The following is a 20,342-nucleotide window of genomic DNA, read 5'->3' as shown; positions in this document are numbered from 1 at the left end:
GTTCGTTCAAAGCACACATTTAGAGGATGCAGCAATGAGTCAGGGCAAGATCGTTCAGATCATCGGCGCGGTCGTCGACGTCGAATTCCCGCGTGAGTCGGTGCCGAAGGTGTACGACGCGCTGAAGGTCGACAACACCGAAATCACCCTTGAAGTCCAGCAGCAGCTGGGCGACGGCGTGGTGCGTACCATCGCCCTCGGTTCCACCGACGGCCTGAAGCGCAACCTGGTCGCCACCAACACCGGTCGTGGCATCTCGGTGCCGGTCGGCGCCGGCACCCTGGGCCGCATCATGGACGTGCTCGGCCGTCCGATCGACGAAGCCGGCCCGGTGGCTGCCAGCGACAACTGGGAAATCCACCGTGCGGCGCCGTCGTACGAAGACCAGTCCCCGGCCACCGAGCTGCTGGAAACCGGCATCAAGGTCATCGACCTGATGTGCCCGTTCGCCAAGGGCGGCAAGGTCGGCCTGTTCGGCGGCGCCGGCGTCGGCAAGACCGTCAACATGATGGAGCTGATCAACAACATCGCCAAGGCGCACAGCGGTCTGTCCGTGTTCGCCGGCGTGGGTGAGCGTACCCGTGAGGGCAACGACTTCTACCACGAAATGAAGGACTCCAACGTCCTCGACAAGGTGGCGATGGTGTACGGCCAGATGAACGAGCCGCCGGGCAACCGTCTGCGCGTCGCCCTGACCGGCCTGACCATGGCCGAGTACTTCCGCGACGAGAAGGACGAAAACGGCAAGGGCAAGGACGTCCTGCTGTTCGTCGACAACATCTACCGCTACACCCTGGCCGGTACCGAAGTGTCGGCACTGCTGGGCCGCATGCCGTCCGCCGTGGGTTACCAGCCGACCCTGGCCGAGGAAATGGGCGTCCTGCAGGAGCGCATCACCTCGACCAAGAATGGCTCGATCACCTCGATCCAGGCCGTCTACGTTCCCGCGGACGACCTGACCGACCCGTCGCCGGCGACCACCTTCGCCCACCTGGACTCGACCGTCACCCTGTCGCGTTCGATCGCCTCGCTGGGTATCTACCCGGCCGTCGATCCGCTGGACTCCACCAGCCGCCAGATGGATCCGCTGGTCATCGGCCACGAGCACTACGACACCGCCCAGCGCGTCCAGCAGACCCTGCAGAAGTACAAGGAACTGAAGGACATCATCGCGATCCTGGGCATGGACGAACTGTCCGAAGAGGACAAGCAGGCCGTGTCGCGCGCCCGTAAGATCGAGCGCTTCTTCAGCCAGCCGTTCCACGTGGCCGAAGTGTTCACCGGTTCGCCGGGCAAGTACGTGCCTCTGAAGGACACCATCCGTGGCTTCAAGGCCATCGTCGATGGCGAGTACGACCACCTGCCGGAGCAGGCGTTCTACATGGTCGGCGGCATCGAAGAAGCGGTCGAGAAGGCCAAGAAGATGGCCGAGAAGGCCTGATCCGGGGCGGGCGGGAGCGATCCTGCCCGACCTGACGCCGGCGCCGGGCAACCGCCCGCGCCGGTGGACTCCCACGGTGGCATTGCGCCGCCGCGAACAGCGAAGAGATTTGCATGAGCACGATCCGTTGCGACATCGTCAGCGCCGAGCAGGAAATCTTCCGTGGCGAAGCGACCCTGGTCGTGGCCACCGGTGAGCTGGGCGAACTGGGCATCGCGCCCAAGCACGCGCCGCTGATCACCCGCCTGAAGCCGGGCAAGGTGGTGGTGACCACGCCGAACGGCGAGCAGCTGGATTTCGCCATTTCCGGCGGCATCCTGGAAGTTCAGCCGCAGGTGGTGACCGTGCTGGCCGACACCGCGATCCGCGCGCAGGACATCGACGAAGCCTCGGTCCGCAAGGCCAAGGAAGAAGCCGAGCGCATCCTGGCCAACCGCGGTGAAGCCATGGAAGTGGCCGAAGCCCAGCAGAAGCTGGCCGAAGCCGTTGTCCAGCTGCAGGCCCTGGAACGCCTGCGCAAGACGCTCAAGCACTGAGGTTCACGCGCTGCATCCACGAAAACGCCGGCCTTGTGCCGGCGTTTTTGTTTGGGTTGCCGGGTAGAGTCGACTGTCAGTCGACTACCGCGCGCAGCGCGGGACTTTCGCGACCTCACGGAAGAGCAGTCGACCAACAGTCGACTCTACCGTTCCGGTTCCGCTTCCAGATCCTGGCGCGGTCTCAGCGATACACCACGTAGCGCATCAGCAGGAACGACACGAAGGCCAGCGCACCTTCCACCAGCGGCTTGGCCAGCCAGGTGTACTGCAGGCCGAGCGCGTGATCGACCAGGCTCACCAGCAGCGTGCTTGCCGCGGTCATCAGCAGCCACAGCCCGAAGAAGCGGGCAAAGCGCTTCCAGCCCAGCCTGTGTGCGCCCGCCTCGGCGAAGGTGTAGCGGCCGTTGAGCCAGAAGCCCAGCAGCATGCCGGCCAGGCGCCCGGCGACGTTGGCCGGCGCCACTGGCATGCCCAGCGCGGTGGCGGCCACGAACACGAGCCAGTCGAGCAGCAGCTGCACGAGCCCGATGACGAGGTAGGCGCTTCCCTGGCGGATGAGGCTCATCGGCATGGCGAAGGGGGAGGGATGCCCATGTTAACGGCGCACGCTCTAGAATCATCGGCAACGAACCACGGACTGCCGTTCCCATGACCCAACCCCTGCACGTCATCATCCTCGCCGCCGGCGCTGGCAAGCGCATGAAGTCGGTGCTGCCGAAGGTGCTGCAGCCGATCGCGGGCAAGCCGATGCTGGCGCACGTGATCGATGCGGCCCGTGAGCTCCAGCCGACGGCGATACACGTGGTCCATGGCCATGGCGGTGAGGCGGTGCGTCAGTACTTCGCCGGACAGCCCGACCTGCAATGGGCCGAGCAGGCGCAACAGCTCGGCACCGGCCACGCGGTGGCGCAGGCGATGCCCCAGGTTCCCGACCTGGCGCAGGTGCTGGTCCTGTACGGCGATGTGCCGCTGATCCGTGCGCAGACCCTGCGCGACCTTCTGGCGCAGCCGGGCCGGCTGGCGGTACTTGTGGCCGAGGTGGATGACCCGACCGGCTATGGCCGCGTGCTGCGCGATGCCGAGGGTAAGGTCGGCGCGATCATCGAGCAGAAGGACGCCACCGATGACCAGCTGCGCGTGCGTACGATCAACACCGGCATCATCGCCGCGGAATCGACCGCGCTGCGCCGCTGGCTGTCGCAGCTGTCGAACAGCAACGCACAGGGCGAGTACTACCTCACCGATCTCTTTGCTTTTGCCGCGCACGAGTACACACCGGCCGAAATGGCGCTGGTGGCCGATGCGCAGGAGGCCGAAGGTGCAAACGACCCCTGGCAGCTGTCGCAGCTGGAGCGTGCCTGGCAGCGTCGCGCGGTGCGTGCGCTGTGCGCGCAGGGCGCGCGCGTGCGCGACCCGGCACGGCTGGACATCCGCGGCACCGTCACCGTCGGCAGCGACGTGCTGATCGATGTCGACGTGGTGCTGGAAGGCAACATCGTGCTCGGTGACGGCGTCACCGTCGGCCCGTTCAACCGCCTGAAGGACGTCAACCTCGGGCCGGGCACCGAGGTGCGCGCGCATTGCGATCTGGAAGGCGTGGTCACCGAAGGCGCTGCGCAGATCGGCCCGTTCGCGCGGCTGCGCCCGGGCACCGTGCTGGCCGATGGCGTGCACGTCGGCAACTTCGTCGAGACCAAGAAGGTCACGCTGGGTGTGGGCAGCAAGGCCAATCACCTCACCTACCTGGGCGATGCGGTGATCGGCAGCAAGGTGAACATCGGCGCCGGCACCATCACCTGCAACTACGATGGCGTGAACAAGTCGACCACCACCATCGGCGACAACGCGTTCATCGGCTCCAACAGTTCGCTGGTAGCGCCGGTGACCATTGGCGACGGGGCGACCATTGCCGCCGGTTCGGTCATCACCCGCAACGCGCCGGATGGCAAGCTGACACTGGCGCGTGCACGACAGGAAACCATCGATGGCTGGAAGCGCCCGCTCAAGAAGTCCTGAGCCCCGCCTTCCTCGCGCCGAAGAACTCGGTGTGCTGCCCAGCATCGAGCAGCGCGCCGGCGAGCTGTTGAAGGGCCATGAGGCCTATCCGGTGTTCGCCGGGCATGGCCTGGACCTGGCGACATTACAGGAGGGCCTCGAGCGCCGGCAGCTGTGGGTGGTGGACGCGGCTGACGGTGGCATCGCCGGCTATCTGCTTGCCGGCGAACTGGCGGGTGAGTTCCACGTGTTGCAGATGGATGTGGATCCTGCGCATGCGCGGCAAGGTCTTGGGCGCGCGTTGTTGCGCCACGCATTGGTGCAGGCCCGGGTGGAAGGCTATCGCTCGGCGGTGCTGTCCACGTTGTCCGACGTGCCGTGGAATGCGGGCTTCTATGCCAGCGAAGGGTTCGCCGCCGTGCCGGAGGCGGAGTGGGGAGCCGGACTGCAGTCGGTGATGGCCGAAGAGGCCGCGCTCGGGTTTCCGATGCATCTGCGGGTCGCGATGCGGCGCGCCTGGTAGCTGCCGACCTTGGTCGACATATCCACGCATGGCGTGGATCTACTGACTGGCCGACCAGGGGGCGACTACCGGCAGCCCCGATCGACCCGCTCAACCCACCGGCAGCAGGATCGACACGCACAATCCACCATCGCCGCGATTCTGCAGTGACACGCGCCCGCCGTGTGCCTCCACGATCTCGCGCGTCAGCGCCAGCCCCAGCCCGGTGCCGTTGCGCTTGGTCGAATAGAACGGCATCAGTGCGTTCTGCAGCACCTGTTCGTTCATGCCTTTGCCACGATCCAGCACGTCCAGGCGCAGCCACTGCGGCAGCCGCGTCAGCTGCACCTGCACGTCATCGTTGGGTGGATCGGCTTCGGCGCACGCTTCATGTGCGTTCTTGAGCAGGTTCAACAACGCCTGCCCGAACTGCGCGATGTCGATGCGGCTGCTCAGCGCCTCGTCCGGCTCGCGATCCATGCCGAACGGAATCTGCTGGCGCAGGCTGGACAGGAACGGTGCCCAGTGCACGGTCTGCAGCTGCGGCTGCGGCAGCTTGGCAAAGCGTGCATAGCCGCGGATGAAGCCTTCCAGATGGCGCGCGCGGTCCTCGATGGTGGTGAAGATCTCGGGCAGCCGGTCGAAGCGCTCGCGCTGCACCAGCACGCCGCCGGAATGGGCGAGCGAAGCGATCGGCGCAAGGGAGTTGTTGAGCTCGTGGCTGATCACCCGGATCACCTTCTTCCAGGTCTGCACTTCCTGGCGGCGCAGTTCAGCCGTCAGCAGCCGCACCAGCAACAGGTCGTGCGGGCGGCCGTTGAGCTGGAACGCGCGGCGCGAGAGGTGGTAGACCTGCTCATCGTCCTCGTCGCCGTCTTCGCCATCGGCATGTACCGCGAACAGGCTGTCACCGCCACGGGCGATGGCATCGCGCAGTTCCACCGGCACCTGTTCCAGAACGTCTTCCAGGCGCTGGCCTTCCAGCTTCCAGCCGCCGTGCAGCAGCTTGCGCGCCGCCAGGTTTGAGAACACCACGCGGGCCACGCCATCACCGCCGGAGGCGATCAGCAGCATCGCCACCGGTGTGTTCTGCACCATGGTGTCCAGCAGCAGCTCGCGTTGCACCAGTCCCTGTCGCTGCGCGCGCAGTACGTCGCCCAGCTCGCGGTGGGCCTGCACCAGATCGCCCAGCTCGTCGTTCCCAGGCCAGTGCACGCCGAAGTTGTATTCGCCGTCGCGATAACTGCTGGTGGTACCCGCCAGCGCACGCATCAGCGAGCGTACCGGCGCCGTCGCGCGGCGCAGGGTCCACCACATCAGCGACAGCAGGATCAGCGCCGATACCGTGGTCACCACCCAACCATGGTCCATCCAGTAGGCCAGCAGCCACGGCAGTGCCGCCGCCAGTGCCAACACCGGCAGCAGGCGCAGGAACAGGCGGAAAGTGAACGAGCGTCGTTTCATTCGCGTGGAATACCGTGGCGGTCCATGCGCCGGTACAGCGCCTGGCGGCTCAGGCCAAGCTCGGCGGCGGCCTGGGCGATGACGCCATGGTTGCGCGCCAGTACATCCTCGATGCGTGCGCGGTCGGGATCATTGCCTGCGCTGGGTGCGGGTCGCGGTGCGACGGCTGCGCGCGGCAGGTTGAGATCGCCCACTTCGATACGGTTGCCGGTGGCCAGCAGTTCGGCACGCTGGATCACGTTGCGCAGTTCGCGCACGTTGCCCGGCCACGGATGCCGCTGCAGCGCTGCGGTGGCCGCGCTGGACAGCGGTTTGCCGGCGGCCAGGAAGCGCTCGGCCAGCGGCACGATGTCGCCCGGTCGTTCGGCCAGCGGCGGCAGCACCAGTTCCACCGTATTGAGGCGGTAATAGAGGTCTTCGCGGAAGGTGCCGTCGCGGATCATCGCCGGCAGGTCGGCATTGGTCGCGCTGACCACGCGGACCTTGACCTGGCGTTCGCGGTTGGAGCCCAGGCGCTCGAAGCGGCCGGTTTCCAGCACACGCAGCAGTTTCATCTGCCCGCCCAGCGACAGGTTTCCGATCTCATCCAGGAAGAGGGTGCCACCATCGGCGGCTTCGAATTTGCCTTCGCGTGCCTTGTTGGCGCCGGTATATGCACCGGCTTCGGCACCGAACAGCTCGGCTTCGATCAGTTCCGAGGGCAGCGCGCCGCAGTTGACCGCCACGAACGGACCCTTGGCCACCAGTGAATTGGCCTGGATGATCTGCGCGATCTTTTCCTTGCCGGCGCCGTTGGGGCCGGTGATCAGCACCGGCAGTTCCGAGCGTGCAACCTGACAGGCCAGGGTGACCACACGCTCGCTGGCCGGATCGGCGACCACTGCACCGCACAGGTCGTACTTCGCTTCCAGCGCATTGCGCTGGCGCAGTTCACGCGTGCGCCGGCGGTCCAGCTCGCGGCGTGCCTCGGACAGTTCCAGCAGGTTGTTGACCGTGGTCATCAGCTTGCGGTCGTCCCAGGGCTTGGCCAGGTAGTCGGCGGCACCGGCCTTGACCAGGTCCACCGCACTGCTCAGGTGGGTCCAGGCGGTCAGCAGGATCACCGGCAGGTCAGGGTGGCGCGCACGGATCTGTGCGAACAGGGCCTCGCCCTCCTCACCGGAAGTGGTGTCCTCGCTGAAATTCATGTCCTGGATGACCAGGTCGACCGGCTGTGATTCGAGCAGAGCCAACCCGTCTGCGGGCGTCTGCGCCTGCAGGGTGTCGATGTCGTGCAGGGAGAACAGCACGTCCAGCGCGGTGCCCACGCTGGCGTTGTCGTCGATGATCAGGATCGCGGGCATCAAGCGGTTCTGCAGAAAGGGATGGGCGGCGCCGATGGAGCCGTTCGTGTCCACGCACCGGGAGAGCCCGGCGCCACCCATCAAGCATAGCCAAACCCGTGGCTGTGCAGGAGCGACCCTCGCTCAGCGCTGGGGCCGGGCCGGGGGCGCTGGCGGCGCTGGTGGCGGTGGCGCGTCCAGCGCCTGGCGCCAGGCCGCCGCGTCGACCGCCACCGTCAGTTCGCGTCTGTCGCGGCGCAGCAACAGGTAGGCGGTGGCTGCGTTGGAATGGCGCAGGGCCACGGCAAGGTGTTCGACCCGGCGCACCGCCGTGTCGTCCACGCGGAGGATGCGATCACCGCTGCGCACGCCGAAGCGTGCTTCCGGGCTGGCGGCCTCCACATGCACTTGCCCTTCGGTCGAGCGCAGCGACAGCCGCGCTCCATCCTGGCGCCATTCCAGCGTCTGTGCGCTGCCACCACCGGCCAGCGCCGGCAGTGGCAGAAGCAGGATCAGGCACATCGCGCAGGCACGCATCTCACGCGCCCCGCGTGGCGACCGCAGGCGGTACCGCCGCCGCACGCCGGGCCGGACCGAACACCGCGATCTGGCCCAGCACCCACAGCAGCAGCGCACCCAGCGGCAGGTAGTACAGCGGCATGCGCGGCAGCTCGTACAGGTTCATCAACGCCAGGTTGATCGCGTACGCCGCCAGCATGCCCAGCACGATGCCCAGCGTGGCCAGCAGGAAGTTCTCGGTCTGGAAGTAGCGCAGGATCTGCCCGCGAGTGGCGCCCAGCGCACGGCGGATGCCGATCTGCTTGCTGCGCTGCTGCACCCAGAAGCTGGCCAGGCCGATGATGCCCAGCGCGGTGACCACCAGCAGCGAGATGCTGACGGTGATCAGCAGGCCGACCATCGCGCGGTCGTTCTTGAAGAAGTCCTTGCGCTGGTCTTCATAGGTCAGCTTGTCGCGCATCAGCCGGTTCGGGTCGTTGCGTTCCAGCGCGGCGGCACCGGCGTCGAGCACGTCCTGGCGGCGTTCGGGCGAGGTGCGCAGGATGTAGGTGCCACCGTCGTCGAAGGTGCGGCGGATCGGCAGCAGCATCGAGTTGGTCCAGTTGTCATTCCAGCCATTGGGCGTGCTGAGCGTGTCGACGATGCCGACCACGTGCAGCGACTGCTTGCCCATGTAATAGGTCTTGCCCAGCGCACTGCCATTGGGCTCCATCTTGGCGGCGGTGGCCTGGGTGAGGATGACCGGGATGGCCTTTTCCTTGGCGCCGCCCTTGCTGACGTCTTCGAAGTTCTGGTACTCGTCGGGCAGGAAATCGCGGCCGGCGATCAGATTGATGCCCATCGTCGCCAGCCCGTTCTCGGACAGGGTGTACATCGAGGCGTTGGTGGTCGGCCGTTCCTGGTCGATCACGCGCGAGATGCTGCTGCTGGAGGAACCGTTGCGGAAGGGGATCTGGTTGATGATCGTGACGTTGCTGACGCCGGGAATCGCACGCAGCGATGCCAGGTCCTCGCGGGTGCGGGCCATGGCGTCGGTCTGCTTGCCGATGCCACTGACGCGCAGCATTACCAGTTCGCTCTCGGCGATGCCGCTGGGCATGCTGATCTTTTCCACGCGCTGGCTGACCAGGAACAGCGCGTTGCAGACGATGGCGCAGGTCAGTGCGACTTCCAGCACGATCAGGGCAGCGGCGGTCTTGTGCCGGCGCAGCGTGCTGAGGATGGGGCGGATGTCCATGGGAGTCCTCGTTCGGGTGCTTACTGCGACTTGAGCTGGATGGCCGGGGTGACCTGCATGGCGCGCCAGGCGGGCAGGAAACCGGCGGCGAGGCTGGCGAACAGGGTCAGGCCCAGTGCGAGCAGCAGCATGTTGCCGTCAAGGTGGGCCAGCTTGGCGTACTCCACCGGTTGCTGGCGCACCGCGAACAGACCGAGCAGGGCCAGACCGATGCCCAGCACGCCACCGACCACGCCGACCGCGCCGGCTTCCACCAGGCACTGCAGGAAGATCTGGCCGCGGCTGGCACCGAGTGCACGGCGCACGCCGATCTCACCGCTGCGGCGCAGGAACTTGGCCAGCAGCAGGCCTACCGTGTTGACCAGGCAGACACCGAGGAAGCCCAGCGCCAGCCACAGCTGCAGGCGCACGTCGCTGGGGACTGCACCATTGAAGTCCAGCCATTCCATCACGGTGCGCAGGCGCACGTTCGGCGGATGCTTGAAGCGGCCGGCCTCGCGCTGCTGGGTCGAATAGTTCTCCAGGTAGCGGCGGTAGTCGCCGGCCTTGGCCGGATCCATCTCCACCCAGTACTGCAGCCATGCGCACGGTGCATTGAGCGAGTAGCTGTTGCCGTCGGGGTTTTCGCCGAAGCAGTTCATGTTGCCGTTGTTGCCGAGCTTCAGGTCGAACGAGGTGGAGATCGGCAGCAGCAGGTCTTCGTTCTTGCCGTAGCTGCCGGTGGTCAGGTCGTAGAAGTGCGGCTCCGGGCTCCATTCCTTCATCACGCCGACGATGCGGTAACTCTGTCCTTCCATGCGCAGGTCGCGGCCCACGCTGTTGGCACCCTGGTACAGCTTGTCGTTGAGCGCCTTGGAGATGACCACCACGCGTGCGCGGCCTTCATCGTCCTCGCGCGTCCAGGGCCGGCCGTACTGCATGGGCACCTCGAACATCGGGAAGAAGTCGGCCGAGGTCCAGCGGGTGTCGATGCTGAAGGGTTTGAGGGTGCTGTTGTCCGGTTCGATGGTGCCGCCACCGCCGCTCATCAGCGCCTGGCGTTCACCCTTGGCTTCGCGCAGCAGCGCTTCACCGTCGAAGCGGGTGAGTTGGGTTTCCGGCTCTTCGCCGGCGACATAGGCGCCGGTCGCGGCATCGAGCTGCACGTAGAACAGGCGGTCGCTCTTGCCGGGGATCGGGTCGCCGGACAACACGTGGAACACGGTCAACGTGGTCATCGAGGCGCCGATGCCGAGCGCGATGGCAACCACCATCAGCGCGGTCAGGACCTTGTTGCGGCGGAAGCTGCGCGCCGCCAATCGGGCGTAGTAGGCGAACATGGTCGGGCCCTCACTCGTTGACGGCGACGATGTGGCGCACCGGCGTGGCCAGCACCGGCTCACGCACCAGGTCGGTCACCTGGCCATCGACGATGTGCACGTTGCGCTGCGCGCGTGCGGCCAGTTCCGGGTCGTGGGTGACCATCACGATGGTGGTGCCGGCGGCATTGATCTCTTCCAGCAGTTCCATCACGCCACGGGCCATCTGCGTATCCAGGTTGCCGGTCGGTTCGTCGGCCAGCAGCAGGCGCGGGCTGCCGGCCAGGGCACGTGCGATCGCCGCGCGCTGCTGCTGGCCGCCGGACAGCTCGTTCGGGTAGTGCTTCATGCGCGAGCCGAGGCCGACCTGGGTCAGCGCCTTCTCGATGCGTTCGCGGCGCTCGTTGGCGCTCATCTTGCGATAGCGCAGCGGCACGTCGACGTTGTCGAACAGGTTGAGGTCCGGGATCAGGTTGAAGCCCTGGAAGATGAAGCCGATCTTCTGGTTGCGCAGGCGGCTGCGCGCATCATCACCCAGCGTGCTCACGTCCTGGCCGTCCAGCATGTAGGTGCCACTGGTGAAGGTTTCCAGCAGGCCGGCGATGTTGAGGAAGGTGGTCTTGCCGGAACCGGACGGGCCGGTGACGGCAACGAATTCGCCTTCCTTGACCTGCAGTTCCAGCGAGCGCAGTGCGTGGGTTTCCACCTGTTCGGTGCGGAAGACCTTGGCGACCGAGCGCATTTCGAGCATGTACATGGGGTGTCCTCTCTCCAGGATTCAGGTATCAGGTATCAGTTGACGGAGACGCGCTCGGCGTCCTTGAACAGGTCGCTGCCGGAGACCACGATGCGGTCGCCCGGTTGCACACCCGACTTGATTTCCACTTCGCCCAGGCTGCTGACGCCCAGTTCCACCGGACGGCGCACGGCGGTGCGGCCATCCATCACGTAGGCCATGCCATTGCCCTGTTCGACGAACGGGCCGCGCTCGACCTTCAGCACGTTCCTGCGGGTATCGAGCAGCACGCGCACCGACATCCGCTGGCTCTGGCGCAGGCCTTCCGGCTGCGCGCTGGCAAAGCGCACGCGGGCGTTTACCTCACCGTTGACCACTTCCGGCGACACTGCGCTGATTTCGCCCGGGAACGGCTGGCCGTTGCCACCGGTCAGCTGCGCCGGCATGCCGATCGCCAGGTCGCGGGCGAAACTCTCCGGCACCTTGATCTCGACTTCGAACTTGGACAGGTCGACCACGCCCAGCACCGGTGCGTTGGCGGCCAGGTTGGTGGACTGCACCGCCTGCACCTGGCCGACCTGGCCATCGAAGGGGGCACGCAGCGTCAGCGCGTCGACCTGGCGCTGCACTTCGGCCACCACCGCCTTCTGGCGATCGGCCAGCAGACGCTTGTTGCGGGCATCCAGGTCGGCGCCCTGGCTCTGCAGGCGTGCATCGGTGGTGGCGTTGGCCAGGGTGATGTCGGCCTTCTTCAGCGAGTCCTTGGCCTTGGCCAGGTCGATCTGCGGCACCGCACCGCCGTCGTAGCCGCGCTGGTAGCGCTGCAGGTCGCGGTCGGCGGCCTGCCGTTCGATGGTGGCCTGGTCGGTTTCCTTGCGCGACTTGGCGCGGGCCAGGGTGGCGTCCAGCGCGGCACGGCTGGCCTCGGCTTCCAGGCCGGCCAGGGTGGCCTGTTCCTGGGCCAGCTTGCTGCGCAGTTCGGGGCTGTCGATGATCGCCAGCTCCTGCCCCTTCTTCACCACATCGCCGGCGACCACCTTCAGGTCCACGGTGCCGGCCGAGATGGCATACAGGATCGGGCTGTTGGCGGCGATCACGCGGCCGTCGGCGGCGATGTCGCGCACCAGGTCGCCACGTTTCACTTCGGCGATGCGCACGCGGCTGCTGTCGAAGGAGCGGCTGGCGTTGGACCAGGCGTGCACGGCCCAGCCGATGCCGGCGAGCAGGGCGATCGTGCCCAGCGCCGGCCAACGGTAACGGTGCCAGTTGGCGCGCGGGGCGCTGGCCGGGGCGGAGGAAACGATCTGGTCCTGGGCGGAAGTGTCGCGGATCATCGGGTGCGTGCCTGACGGTGGTAGCCAGTACCAAGCACGTAGCGTGCCAACTTTATTTCCTTCTCCATCAATGAGTTGGGTGGGTGTCTGAAGTGTCCGGGTGTCCGCGGACACCTTTCCGGACACTTTCATTAAGCGGACAGGAGGGGGAAGCCGGACACGCAGGCTAGAATGCGACGATCGTCTTCAAGGAAACGCGTGACATGTGTGGAATCGTGGGTGCGATCGCTGATCGCGACGTAGTGCCGGTGCTGATCGAGGGTCTGAAGCGCCTTGAGTACCGTGGTTACGATTCCTCGGGTATCGCGGTGATCGACCATGCCGAGCGGTCGGAGGTGCGTCGCGTGCGTCGTACCGGTCGCGTGTCGGAAATGGCCACCGCGGCCGAGGCCGAGGGCTTCAACGCGGTGCTGGGCATCGGTCACACCCGCTGGGCCACCCACGGCGGTGTCACCGAGGCCAATGCGCATCCGCACATCAGCCAGGGCGTGGCGCTGGTGCACAACGGCATCATCGAGAACCATGAAGAGCAACGCGAGAAGCTGCGCGCCCTGGGCTACACGTTCGAGTCGCAGACCGATACCGAAGTCATCGCGCACCTGATCCACCATCACCTGAAGAGCGGCGACGACCTGCTGGTGGCGCTGCAGCACACGGTGAAGGAACTGACCGGTGCCTACGCGCTGGCCGTGGTCAGCCGCGCCGAGCCGGAGCGCTTCGTCTGTGCGCGCATGGGCTGCCCGCTGCTGATCGGCCTGGGCGAGGGCGAGAACTTCGTCGCTTCGGATGTCTCGGCGGTGATCTCGGCCACCCGCAAGGTGATTTTCCTGGAGGAAGGCGATACCGCCGAAATCCGCCGCGATGGCGTGCGCATCTTCGACGAGCACGACCAGCCGGTCGAGCGCGACGTGCATCTGTCCGACGTATCGCTGGCATCGCTGGAGCTGGGCCCGTACCGCCACTTCATGCAGAAGGAAATCCACGAGCAGCCGCGCGCCCTGGGCGACACCATCGAGGCGGCGATCGATGCCGGTGGTTTCCCGGCCGAGCTGTTCGGCAAGAACGCCGAAGCCGTGTTGTCGGGCATCGAGGGCGTGCAGATCATCGCCTGCGGTACCAGCTACTACGCCGGCCTGACTGCACGCTACTGGGTCGAGGCCATCGCCGGCCTGCCGTGCAGCGTGGAGATCGCCAGCGAGTACCGCTACCGCGCCGCCTACGCGAATCCGAAGCACCTGATCGTGACCATTTCCCAGTCCGGCGAAACGCTGGATACGATGGAAGCGCTGAAGTACGCCAAGTCGCTGGGCCACAAGCACACGCTGTCGATCTGCAACGTGCCGGAAAGCGCGATCCCGCGTGCCAGCGAACTGGTCTGTTACACCCGTGCCGGTGCCGAGATCGGCGTGGCATCGACCAAGGCCTTCACCACCCAGCTGGCGGCACTGTTCCAGCTGACCGTGGTGCTGGGCAAGCTGCATGGCCGCATCGACGCGGCACAGGAAGCGGACTACCTGGAGCAGCTGCGCTTCCTGCCGGGCAGCGTGCAGCACGCGTTGAACATGGAGCCGCAGATTGCTGCGTGGGCCGAGCGCTTCGCGCGCAAGAGCAGCGCGCTGTTCCTGGGCCGCGGCCTGCACTACCCGATCGCGCTGGAAGGCGCGCTCAAGCTCAAGGAAATCTCCTACATCCACGCCGAGGCCTACCCGGCGGGCGAGCTGAAGCATGGTCCGCTGGCGCTGGTGGACGAGGACATGCCGGTGGTGGTGATCGCGCCGAACGACAGCCTGCTGGAAAAGGTGAAGTCGAACATGCAGGAAGTGCGTGCGCGTGGCGGTGAACTGTTCGTGTTCGCCGACCAGGACAGCAACTTCAACGCGTCCGAAGGCGTGCACGTGATTCGTACGCCGCGCCATGCCGGCGTGCTCAGCCCGATCGTGCATACCATTCCGGTGCAGTTGCTGGCGTACCACACCGCGCTGGCACGTGGCACCGACGTGGACAAGCCGCGCAACCTGGCCAAGAGCGTGACAGTGGAGTAAACCCGTCGGCTCGGTTGGATGCTGCAAGCGAAAGGGGCCCCAGTGGCCCCTTTCGTTTGTGCCGGCGTCCGTGCGAAGTGGGACAGCCTCAGGGTGTTCTGTCCGCCGTCGGCAGCCATCAATCAATCTTTAACGCGCGGCATCGCCAGTATTCAGCGGCGGTTTCAGCCACGGTGCCATTCTCTGGATCGTCGGTTGGTTCCCACGACGAACTGTCCCATCGATGCCGATAGTGACCGAGGGACGCAGTCGTAGAATCGATTTGACCGAGATACGGGCTGTGCTGTTGAACCCGCCTCGTTCGCGTTGCAGCACGTCGCCTGTCGATGCATTCCACCGGCAGCCGGGTGCGCCAGACGTGCGCTGTAAGGTCTGTTCCCGGGGAGGGGGCGTATCGGAAGAGCACACTTTTTTGACTTCAGTGACCTGCACCAGGAAACAAGAATGAACGTCCGCGAACTCCTGCAATCCAAGAAAGAAGCTGTCATCACCATCGACGCCGAAGACACCATCGGTGCCGCCGCCCACAAGATGAGCGCGAACAGGATCGCTGCGCTGGTGGTGATGAAGGACGATGCCCCGGTCGGCATCATTTCCGAAAAGGACATCGTGCGCACCCTGGCCGACGACGGCCCGCAGGCCGGCCGCCGGGTGATTTCCAGCCTGCCGTCCACCGGCCTGGAAGGCATCGCCCCGGAGGCCACCCTGAAGCAGGCCATGTCGTTGATGACGTACTCGCGGCGCCGTCATCTGATGGTCACCGAAGGCACCCGCCTGGTTGGCATCCTCAGCCTGGGCGACATCGTGAAGAACCTGCTGGGCGAGCTGGAGCTTGAAAAGGCCGTGCTGCAGGACATCTACATGGCCGCCCACTGAGGGCCACACCGTCGGAAGCAGAGAAGCCGGGCATTGCCCGGCTTCTTCGTTTACGGCATCGGTGAAATCAGAAAGTGACCTTCACCGAGTCGGCGCTGTAGTTGGCCGGGCCGTGGTAGACCACTTCAATGTTGTTGCCATCGGGATCGAGCACGAACGCACCGTAATAGCCCGGGTGGTAGGGGCGTTCGCCGGGCGCGCCGTTGTCGGTACCGCCGGCGGCAATGGCGGCGCTGTGGAAGGCATCGACAGTGGCGGTGTCGCGGGCCTGGAATGCCAGGTGGTGGCGTCCGGTCAGCTGGCCAGCGGCGGCCTCGCTGCTGGCGCTGGAAACGAACAGCTCGTCGGCCCAGAAGTAGTCCTCGCCTTCACCGGCCACCGGGATGCCGATGGTGTCGAACACCGCCTGGTAGAAGCGGCGGCTGGCCGCCAGGTCGCGCACTACCAGCTGGATGTGGTCGATCAGGCGGCCACGGTGAAGTTCCATCGTTTCCATACGAACCTCGCAAAAAAGGGGACGGAGTCGGTAGCGCCGGGCATGGCCTGGCGCTACCGGAATTGTGCCCCTTTCCGGGTCAGGCGTTGGCGATGATCTCGACCCAGTAGCCGTCCGGGTCCTTGATGAAGGCCAGGTTCTTCATGCGGCCGTCGGTCAGGCGCTTCTGGAAGGTCACGCCCAGATCCTCGAAGCGCTGGCAGGCGGCCTCGATGTCCGGCACCGACACGCAGATGTGGCCGAAGCCGCGCGGGTCGCTGTTGCCGTCGTGGTAGACCGCGCCGTCCTGGCTCTCAGTGCCGTGGTTGTGGGTCAGTTCCAGCACGCCCGGCAGGCCGGCCATCCACAGGCGGCGGGCGTTGTCATCTTCCGGCACCATGACGCCGGCGGGCACGTAGGCCAGGAAGTACAGGCTGAACTGGGCCTCCGGGAAGTCGCGCTTGTCGATCAGCTGGTAGCCGAGCACGCGGGTGTAGAAGTCCAGCGAGGCGGTAATGTCCTTCACCCGCAGCATGGTGTGGTTGAACACGAAGCCGGTGGTTTCGGCCGGGGCCTGGGCGGCGACGCCGGGAACATCGCGCAGGGCGGGAATGGTCATGGGGGAGGTCCTTCAGGCAGGGCCGTTGCCGGCCGGATGGGGCCATTCTACCGGCCAGCACCTGACGGCACTGCGACGTACAATGGCCGGATCGCACCGTTCCGTCCTGACAACGATTGCCCGCCATGTCGCAGCGTGAATGGGTGGCCGCCGCCATCCGCAAGATCGAAGCCGATTTCAACCGTTCCGCCGATACCCACCTGATCCCGTTGGCGCTGCCCGGGTTCGAGGGCATCGACCTGTACCTGAAGGATGAATCGAGCCATCCCACCGGCAGCCTGAAGCACCGGCTGGCGCGCTCGCTGTTCCTGTATGCGTTGACCAATGGCTGGTTACGCGAAGGGCGCCCGGTGATCGAAGCATCCAGCGGCTCGACCGCGGTCTCCGAGGCCTATTTCGCGCGCCTGCTTGGTTTGCCGTTCATTGCGGTGATCCCGGCCACGACCTCGCCGGAGAAGATCGCGGCAATCGAATTCCACGGTGGCCGCTGCCATCTGGTCGAGCGTGCCTGCGATCTCAACTGCGATTCGGAAAAGCTGGCCCGTGAAACCGGCGGCCACTTCATGGACCAGTTCACCTACGCCGAACGTGCGACCGACTGGCGCGCCAACAACAACATTGCCGAATCCATCTTCAAGCAGATGGCCGAAGAGCCCAGCCCGGTTCCGGAATGGATCGTGTGCAGCCCCGGCACCGGCGGTACCGCCGCCACGCTGGGCCGCTATGTCAGCTACCGCCGGCATGACACCCGCATCCTGTGCGCGGACCCGGAAGTGTCGGTGTTCTTCGACGGTTACCAGGCCGCCGTGGCCGGTGAGCAGGATTGGCGTGGCCTGACCTGCAGCGGTGGCTCGCGCGTGGAAGGCATTGGCCGGCCGCGGGTGGAGCCGAGCTTCATCCCGACCAGCGTCGATGCGATGGTGAAGGTGCCCGATGCGCTGAGCCTGGCCGCGATGCGCCATGTCAGCCGCCAGCTGGGCCGCCGCGTCGGTGGCTCCACCGGCACCAACTTCATCGGCGTGCTGCAGGCCGCACAATGGATGCGCGAGGCGGGCCATCAGGGCAGTATCGTCAGCATCCTGTGCGACAGCGGCGAGCGCTACGCGCAGAGCTATTACGACCCGTCGTGGTACGCGCGCCAGGGCATCGATGTCGACGGCGCCGACGCGCAGCTGGCGGCGGCGGTGGCCGGGCAGGGACTGCCGGCGTTGCCGTGGTGCAGCCTGGAAGCGCTGTAGGACGGTCGATGTTGTCGCCGGGCCACGCCCGGCGATCACGATGGCGTCTCAATACCCCGCTGCGGTGAACGCATCCAGCACCGCATCACGCAGGGCATCGGGCAGCGCCTCGATGTCCATCGCGCGGTCATCAAGATGCAGGCTCGGGTCCAGCGTGCTGGCGCGGCCCTGCGCCAACGCCTGCAGCCACAGCAGCACGCAGATCACGAACTCGCGCTCATGGCCCAGCCGCAGCTGGCTGGCGCCGCGTTCGATCACTTCGAACGGGTACCACTCCTGGGCATCGCTGAACGTGCCGCCCTGCTGCAGCACCGTCTGCAATTGCTGCAGGTGGCGCGGGGCGTCGTCGCCGGCATCGCACAATGCGGCGATCCAGGTCAGTTCGGCCGGGCTGGCGGACAATGCCAGTGACCGGGCCGGTGAGGCGGATGCAACTGCAGCCAGACCTTCCATGTGGGGCCTCGTTCGGTGCGTACCGCTGCGGACTCCCCCGCACTCAGAGCTTCGGTGCGTGGCCGTAAGGCCGATGTGAATGCCGGGCCGTGCCCCCTTGTCAGCCACGCCTGCCAGCGCCATATCTACAGAACTGCCCGCCCGCCGGGCCCGTACCCTGGAGACCTGCCGTGACCGTTGCCAACCCCCTGCTCGATTTTTCCGGCCTGCCGCGTTTCGAGGCGGTCCGTCCGGAGCACGTGGCGCCGGCGCTGGACGTGCTGCTGGCCGAGGCGGAAGCCGCTGTCGGCGTCGCCGAGCAGGTGCAGCCGGTCACCTGGCAGACCTTCGTGGCCCCGCTGGACGATGCCACCGAGCGTCTGTGGCGTGCCTGGGGCCTGGTCGGCCACCTGCAGGGCGTGGTCAACACGCCGGAACTGCGCGAGGCCTACAACAGCAACCTGCCGCGGGTGACCCGCTTTGCCAGTGCACTGGGCCAGAACCTGGCGCTGTATCGCCAGTACCAGGCGCTGGCCGGCAGCCCCGAGGCGGCGACCTTCGATGAGGCCCAGCACAAGGTGCTGGACAACACCCTGCGCGATTTCCGCCTGGGGGGCGCCGAACTGGCGCCGGAGGCCCAGCAGCGCTTCGCCGCGATCAAGGAGGAACTGTCGGCGCTGTCGGCGAAGTTCTCGCAGAACGTGCTGGACGCTACCGATGCGTGGTCGCTGATCATCGAGGACGAAGCGCGCCTGGCCGGCCTGCCCGATGACGTGAAGGCCGCCGCGCACGCTGCGGCAGAAAAGGAGGGGAAAGCAGGTTGGAAACTGACCCTGCAGATGCCGTGCTACCTGCCGGTGCAGACCTGGGGCGAGGACCGTGACCTGCGCGAGATCCTGTATCGCGCCAGTGCGCAGCGCGCCTCCGAATTCGGCGACGACGCGCTGGACAACAGCGGCAATATCGACCGCATTCTCGCCCTGCGCGCGGAACTGGCGGCGCTGCTCGGCTTCGGTTCATACGGCGAGTATTCGGTGGCGACCAAGATGGCGCAGGACCCGGCCGAAGTACTCGGCTTCCTGCGTGACCTCGCTGCACGTGCCAAGCCGTTCGCGGCCAAGGATCGCGCCGAGCTGGAGCAGTTCGCGCGCGAGCAGCTGGGCATCGAGCCGTTGCAGGCCTGGGACCTGGCCTTCGCCGCCGATCGCCTGAAGCAGGCGCGCTACAGCTATTCCGAGCAGGACGTGAAGCAGTACTTCACCGAACCGAAGGTACTGGGCGGCCTGTTCTCGGTGATCGAGCAGCTGTACGGCCTGCGTGTGCAGGAGGACAGCGCCCCGGTGTGGCACGAGGACGTGCGCTTCTTCCGCCTGGTCGATGCGCAGGGCGCGCTGGTCGGCCAGTTCTATCTGGATCTTTATGCGCGCGAGGGCAAGCGCGGTGGTGCGTGGATGGATGATTGCCGCAACCGCCGCGTGCGCGCCGATGGCAGCGTGCAGACGCCGCTGGTCTACCTGGTGTGCAACTTCGGCCGTGGTGCCAATGGCAAGCCGGCTACCTTCAGCCACAACGAAGTGACCACGCTGTTCCATGAGATGGGCCATGGGTTGCACCAGCTGCTGACCCGCATCGGCGAACTGGGCGTGGCCGGTATCAATGGCGTGGAATGGGATGCAGTGGAGCTGCCCAGCCAGTTCATGGAGAACTTCTGCTGGGAGTGGGATCACCTGCAGGCGATGACCGCGCACGTGGACAGTGGCGAGCCGCTGCCGCGCGCGCTGTACGAGCGCATGCTGGCCGCGCGCAACTTCCACAGCGGCATGGCCACCGTGCGCCAGCTGGAATTTGGCCTGTTCGACATGCTGCTGCACAGCCAGTTCGAACCGGCGCAGGACAGCGTGCTGGCATTGCTGGATCGCGTGCGCGCGGAAGTGGCGGTGAACCATCCGCCGGTCTGGAACCGCTTCCCGCACCAGTTCAACCATATCTTCGCCGGTGGCTATGCGGCGGGCTACTACAGCTACAAGTGGGCCGAGGTGCTGAGTGCCGATGCCTACGCCGCGTTCGAGGAAGCGCCGCAGGCGCTGGCGGAAACCGGTGCACGCTTCCGCGATGAGATCCTGTCGCGGGGTGGCAGCCGCCCGGCGGCGGAGAACTTCAAGGCCTTCCGCGGCCGCGCACCGCAGATCGACGCGCTGCTGCGCCATTCGGGCATGGCGTAAGCCGCTCTGGTAGGTGCCAACCCTGGTTGGCACTTCACCGCCATCCACGCA

The 20,342-nt window shown here is 66.4% G+C and carries 19 protein-coding genes; 8 read left to right on the top strand and 11 right to left on the bottom strand.

All coding sequences use genetic code 11. The annotated features are described in order from the left end of the window. Positions 1 to 34: 34 nt before the first annotated feature. Positions 35 to 1,441 carry a F0F1 ATP synthase subunit beta gene (gene atpD, locus AASM09_RS19390; protein WP_049429233.1) on the top strand — a complete coding sequence of 469 codons (1,407 nt, stop codon included), beginning with the start codon at positions 35 to 37 and terminating at the stop codon, positions 1,439 to 1,441. Positions 1,442 to 1,554: 113 nt separating this feature from the next. Further along, the gene (locus AASM09_RS19385; RefSeq protein ID WP_005411127.1) at positions 1,555 to 1,977 is read left to right on the top strand and encodes a F0F1 ATP synthase subunit epsilon; all 423 of its coding nucleotides are present in this window, start codon (positions 1,555 to 1,557) and stop codon (positions 1,975 to 1,977) included. Between the two features lie 184 nt (positions 1,978 to 2,161). Here AASM09_RS19385 and AASM09_RS19380 read toward each other — a convergent pair whose 3' ends face one another. Continuing rightward, entirely contained in the window at positions 2,162 to 2,545 is a 384-nt protein-coding gene (locus tag AASM09_RS19380; protein ID WP_049429234.1) for a GtrA family protein, read from the bottom strand. 83 nt (positions 2,546 to 2,628) lie between these two features. On the opposite strand from AASM09_RS19380, the gene glmU reads away from it, so the two are divergent. Then, complete coding sequence (gene glmU / locus AASM09_RS19375) at positions 2,629 to 3,996, top strand: bifunctional UDP-N-acetylglucosamine diphosphorylase/glucosamine-1-phosphate N-acetyltransferase GlmU (protein WP_343368558.1); 1,368 nt, start codon at positions 2,629 to 2,631, stop codon at positions 3,994 to 3,996. Next, positions 3,965 to 4,498, top strand: coding sequence for a GNAT family N-acetyltransferase (locus AASM09_RS19370; RefSeq protein WP_049429236.1), 534 nt, complete (start codon positions 3,965 to 3,967; stop codon positions 4,496 to 4,498). The genes glmU and AASM09_RS19370 overlap by 32 nt, the downstream gene beginning before the upstream one ends. A 90-nt stretch (positions 4,499 to 4,588) precedes the next feature. Here the strand turns inward: AASM09_RS19370 and AASM09_RS19365 are convergent, their stop codons facing one another. The 7 genes from AASM09_RS19365 to AASM09_RS19335 form a co-directional block, all read right to left on the bottom strand. Then, positions 4,589 to 5,941, bottom strand: coding sequence for a sensor histidine kinase (locus AASM09_RS19365; protein WP_049429237.1), 1,353 nt, complete (start codon positions 5,939 to 5,941; stop codon positions 4,589 to 4,591). Further along, the gene (locus AASM09_RS19360; protein ID WP_049429264.1) at positions 5,938 to 7,284 is read right to left on the bottom strand and encodes a sigma-54-dependent transcriptional regulator; all 1,347 of its coding nucleotides are present in this window, start codon (positions 7,282 to 7,284) and stop codon (positions 5,938 to 5,940) included. Before AASM09_RS19360 ends, AASM09_RS19365 begins: the two co-directional genes overlap by 4 nt. Positions 7,285 to 7,407: 123 nt before the next feature. Further along, on the bottom strand, positions 7,408 to 7,800 hold the full coding sequence (locus tag AASM09_RS19355; RefSeq protein ID WP_049429238.1) for a PDZ domain-containing protein: 393 nt from the start codon (positions 7,798 to 7,800) through the stop codon (positions 7,408 to 7,410). Position 7,801: 1 nt separating this feature from the next. Next, positions 7,802 to 9,019 carry an ABC transporter permease gene (locus tag AASM09_RS19350; RefSeq protein ID WP_049429239.1) on the bottom strand — a complete coding sequence of 406 codons (1,218 nt, stop codon included), beginning with the start codon at positions 9,017 to 9,019 and terminating at the stop codon, positions 7,802 to 7,804. Positions 9,020 to 9,039: 20 nt separating this feature from the next. Then, on the bottom strand, positions 9,040 to 10,338 hold the full coding sequence (locus AASM09_RS19345; protein WP_005414537.1) for an ABC transporter permease: 1,299 nt from the start codon (positions 10,336 to 10,338) through the stop codon (positions 9,040 to 9,042). 10 nt (positions 10,339 to 10,348) lie between these two features. After that, complete coding sequence (locus AASM09_RS19340) at positions 10,349 to 11,074, bottom strand: ABC transporter ATP-binding protein (RefSeq protein WP_049429240.1); 726 nt, start codon at positions 11,072 to 11,074, stop codon at positions 10,349 to 10,351. A 35-nt stretch (positions 11,075 to 11,109) separates the two neighbouring features. Next, the gene (locus tag AASM09_RS19335; RefSeq protein ID WP_049429241.1) at positions 11,110 to 12,387 is read right to left on the bottom strand and encodes an efflux RND transporter periplasmic adaptor subunit; all 1,278 of its coding nucleotides are present in this window, start codon (positions 12,385 to 12,387) and stop codon (positions 11,110 to 11,112) included. Positions 12,388 to 12,590: 203 nt separating this feature from the next. Here AASM09_RS19335 and glmS point away from each other — a divergent pair, with 203 nt between their 5' ends. Together glmS and AASM09_RS19325 are read left to right on the top strand one after the other, a co-directional pair. Beyond that, positions 12,591 to 14,429 carry a glutamine--fructose-6-phosphate transaminase (isomerizing) gene (gene glmS, locus AASM09_RS19330; RefSeq protein ID WP_049429242.1) on the top strand — a complete coding sequence of 613 codons (1,839 nt, stop codon included), beginning with the start codon at positions 12,591 to 12,593 and terminating at the stop codon, positions 14,427 to 14,429. Positions 14,430 to 14,873: 444 nt separating this feature from the next. Continuing rightward, positions 14,874 to 15,305 (top strand): CBS domain-containing protein, encoded by a 432-nt coding sequence (locus tag AASM09_RS19325; RefSeq protein ID WP_005411115.1) that lies wholly within the window; start codon positions 14,874 to 14,876, stop codon positions 15,303 to 15,305. 67 nt (positions 15,306 to 15,372) lie between these two features. Here the strand turns inward: AASM09_RS19325 and AASM09_RS19320 are convergent, their stop codons facing one another. Together AASM09_RS19320 and gloA are read right to left on the bottom strand one after the other, a co-directional pair. Continuing rightward, entirely contained in the window at positions 15,373 to 15,801 is a 429-nt protein-coding gene (locus tag AASM09_RS19320; RefSeq protein ID WP_049429243.1) for a VOC family protein, read from the bottom strand. A 79-nt stretch (positions 15,802 to 15,880) separates the two neighbouring features. After that, positions 15,881 to 16,399, bottom strand: a complete 519-nt coding sequence (gloA, locus tag AASM09_RS19315; RefSeq protein WP_049429244.1) for a lactoylglutathione lyase — start codon at positions 16,397 to 16,399, stop codon at positions 15,881 to 15,883. 125 nt (positions 16,400 to 16,524) lie between these two features. On the opposite strand from gloA, the gene AASM09_RS19310 reads away from it, so the two are divergent. Beyond that, positions 16,525 to 17,637 carry a PLP-dependent cysteine synthase family protein gene (locus tag AASM09_RS19310; RefSeq protein ID WP_049429245.1) on the top strand — a complete coding sequence of 371 codons (1,113 nt, stop codon included), beginning with the start codon at positions 16,525 to 16,527 and terminating at the stop codon, positions 17,635 to 17,637. Positions 17,638 to 17,685: 48 nt separating this feature from the next. Here the strand turns inward: AASM09_RS19310 and AASM09_RS19305 are convergent, their stop codons facing one another. Beyond that, positions 17,686 to 18,090, bottom strand: coding sequence for a hypothetical protein (locus AASM09_RS19305; protein WP_049429246.1), 405 nt, complete (start codon positions 18,088 to 18,090; stop codon positions 17,686 to 17,688). Between the two features lie 170 nt (positions 18,091 to 18,260). Here AASM09_RS19305 and AASM09_RS19300 point away from each other — a divergent pair, with 170 nt between their 5' ends. Beyond that, positions 18,261 to 20,291, top strand: coding sequence for a M3 family metallopeptidase (locus AASM09_RS19300; RefSeq protein WP_049429247.1), 2,031 nt, complete (start codon positions 18,261 to 18,263; stop codon positions 20,289 to 20,291). The last annotated feature ends 51 nt before the right edge of the window (positions 20,292 to 20,342 follow it).

The organism is Stenotrophomonas maltophilia (genome assembly GCF_039555535.1).
GTDB lineage: Bacteria > Pseudomonadota > Gammaproteobacteria > Xanthomonadales > Xanthomonadaceae > Stenotrophomonas > Stenotrophomonas maltophilia_Q.
The sequence above is the reverse complement of the archived record's forward strand: the minus strand, read 5'-3'. Positions and strand labels throughout refer to the sequence as shown.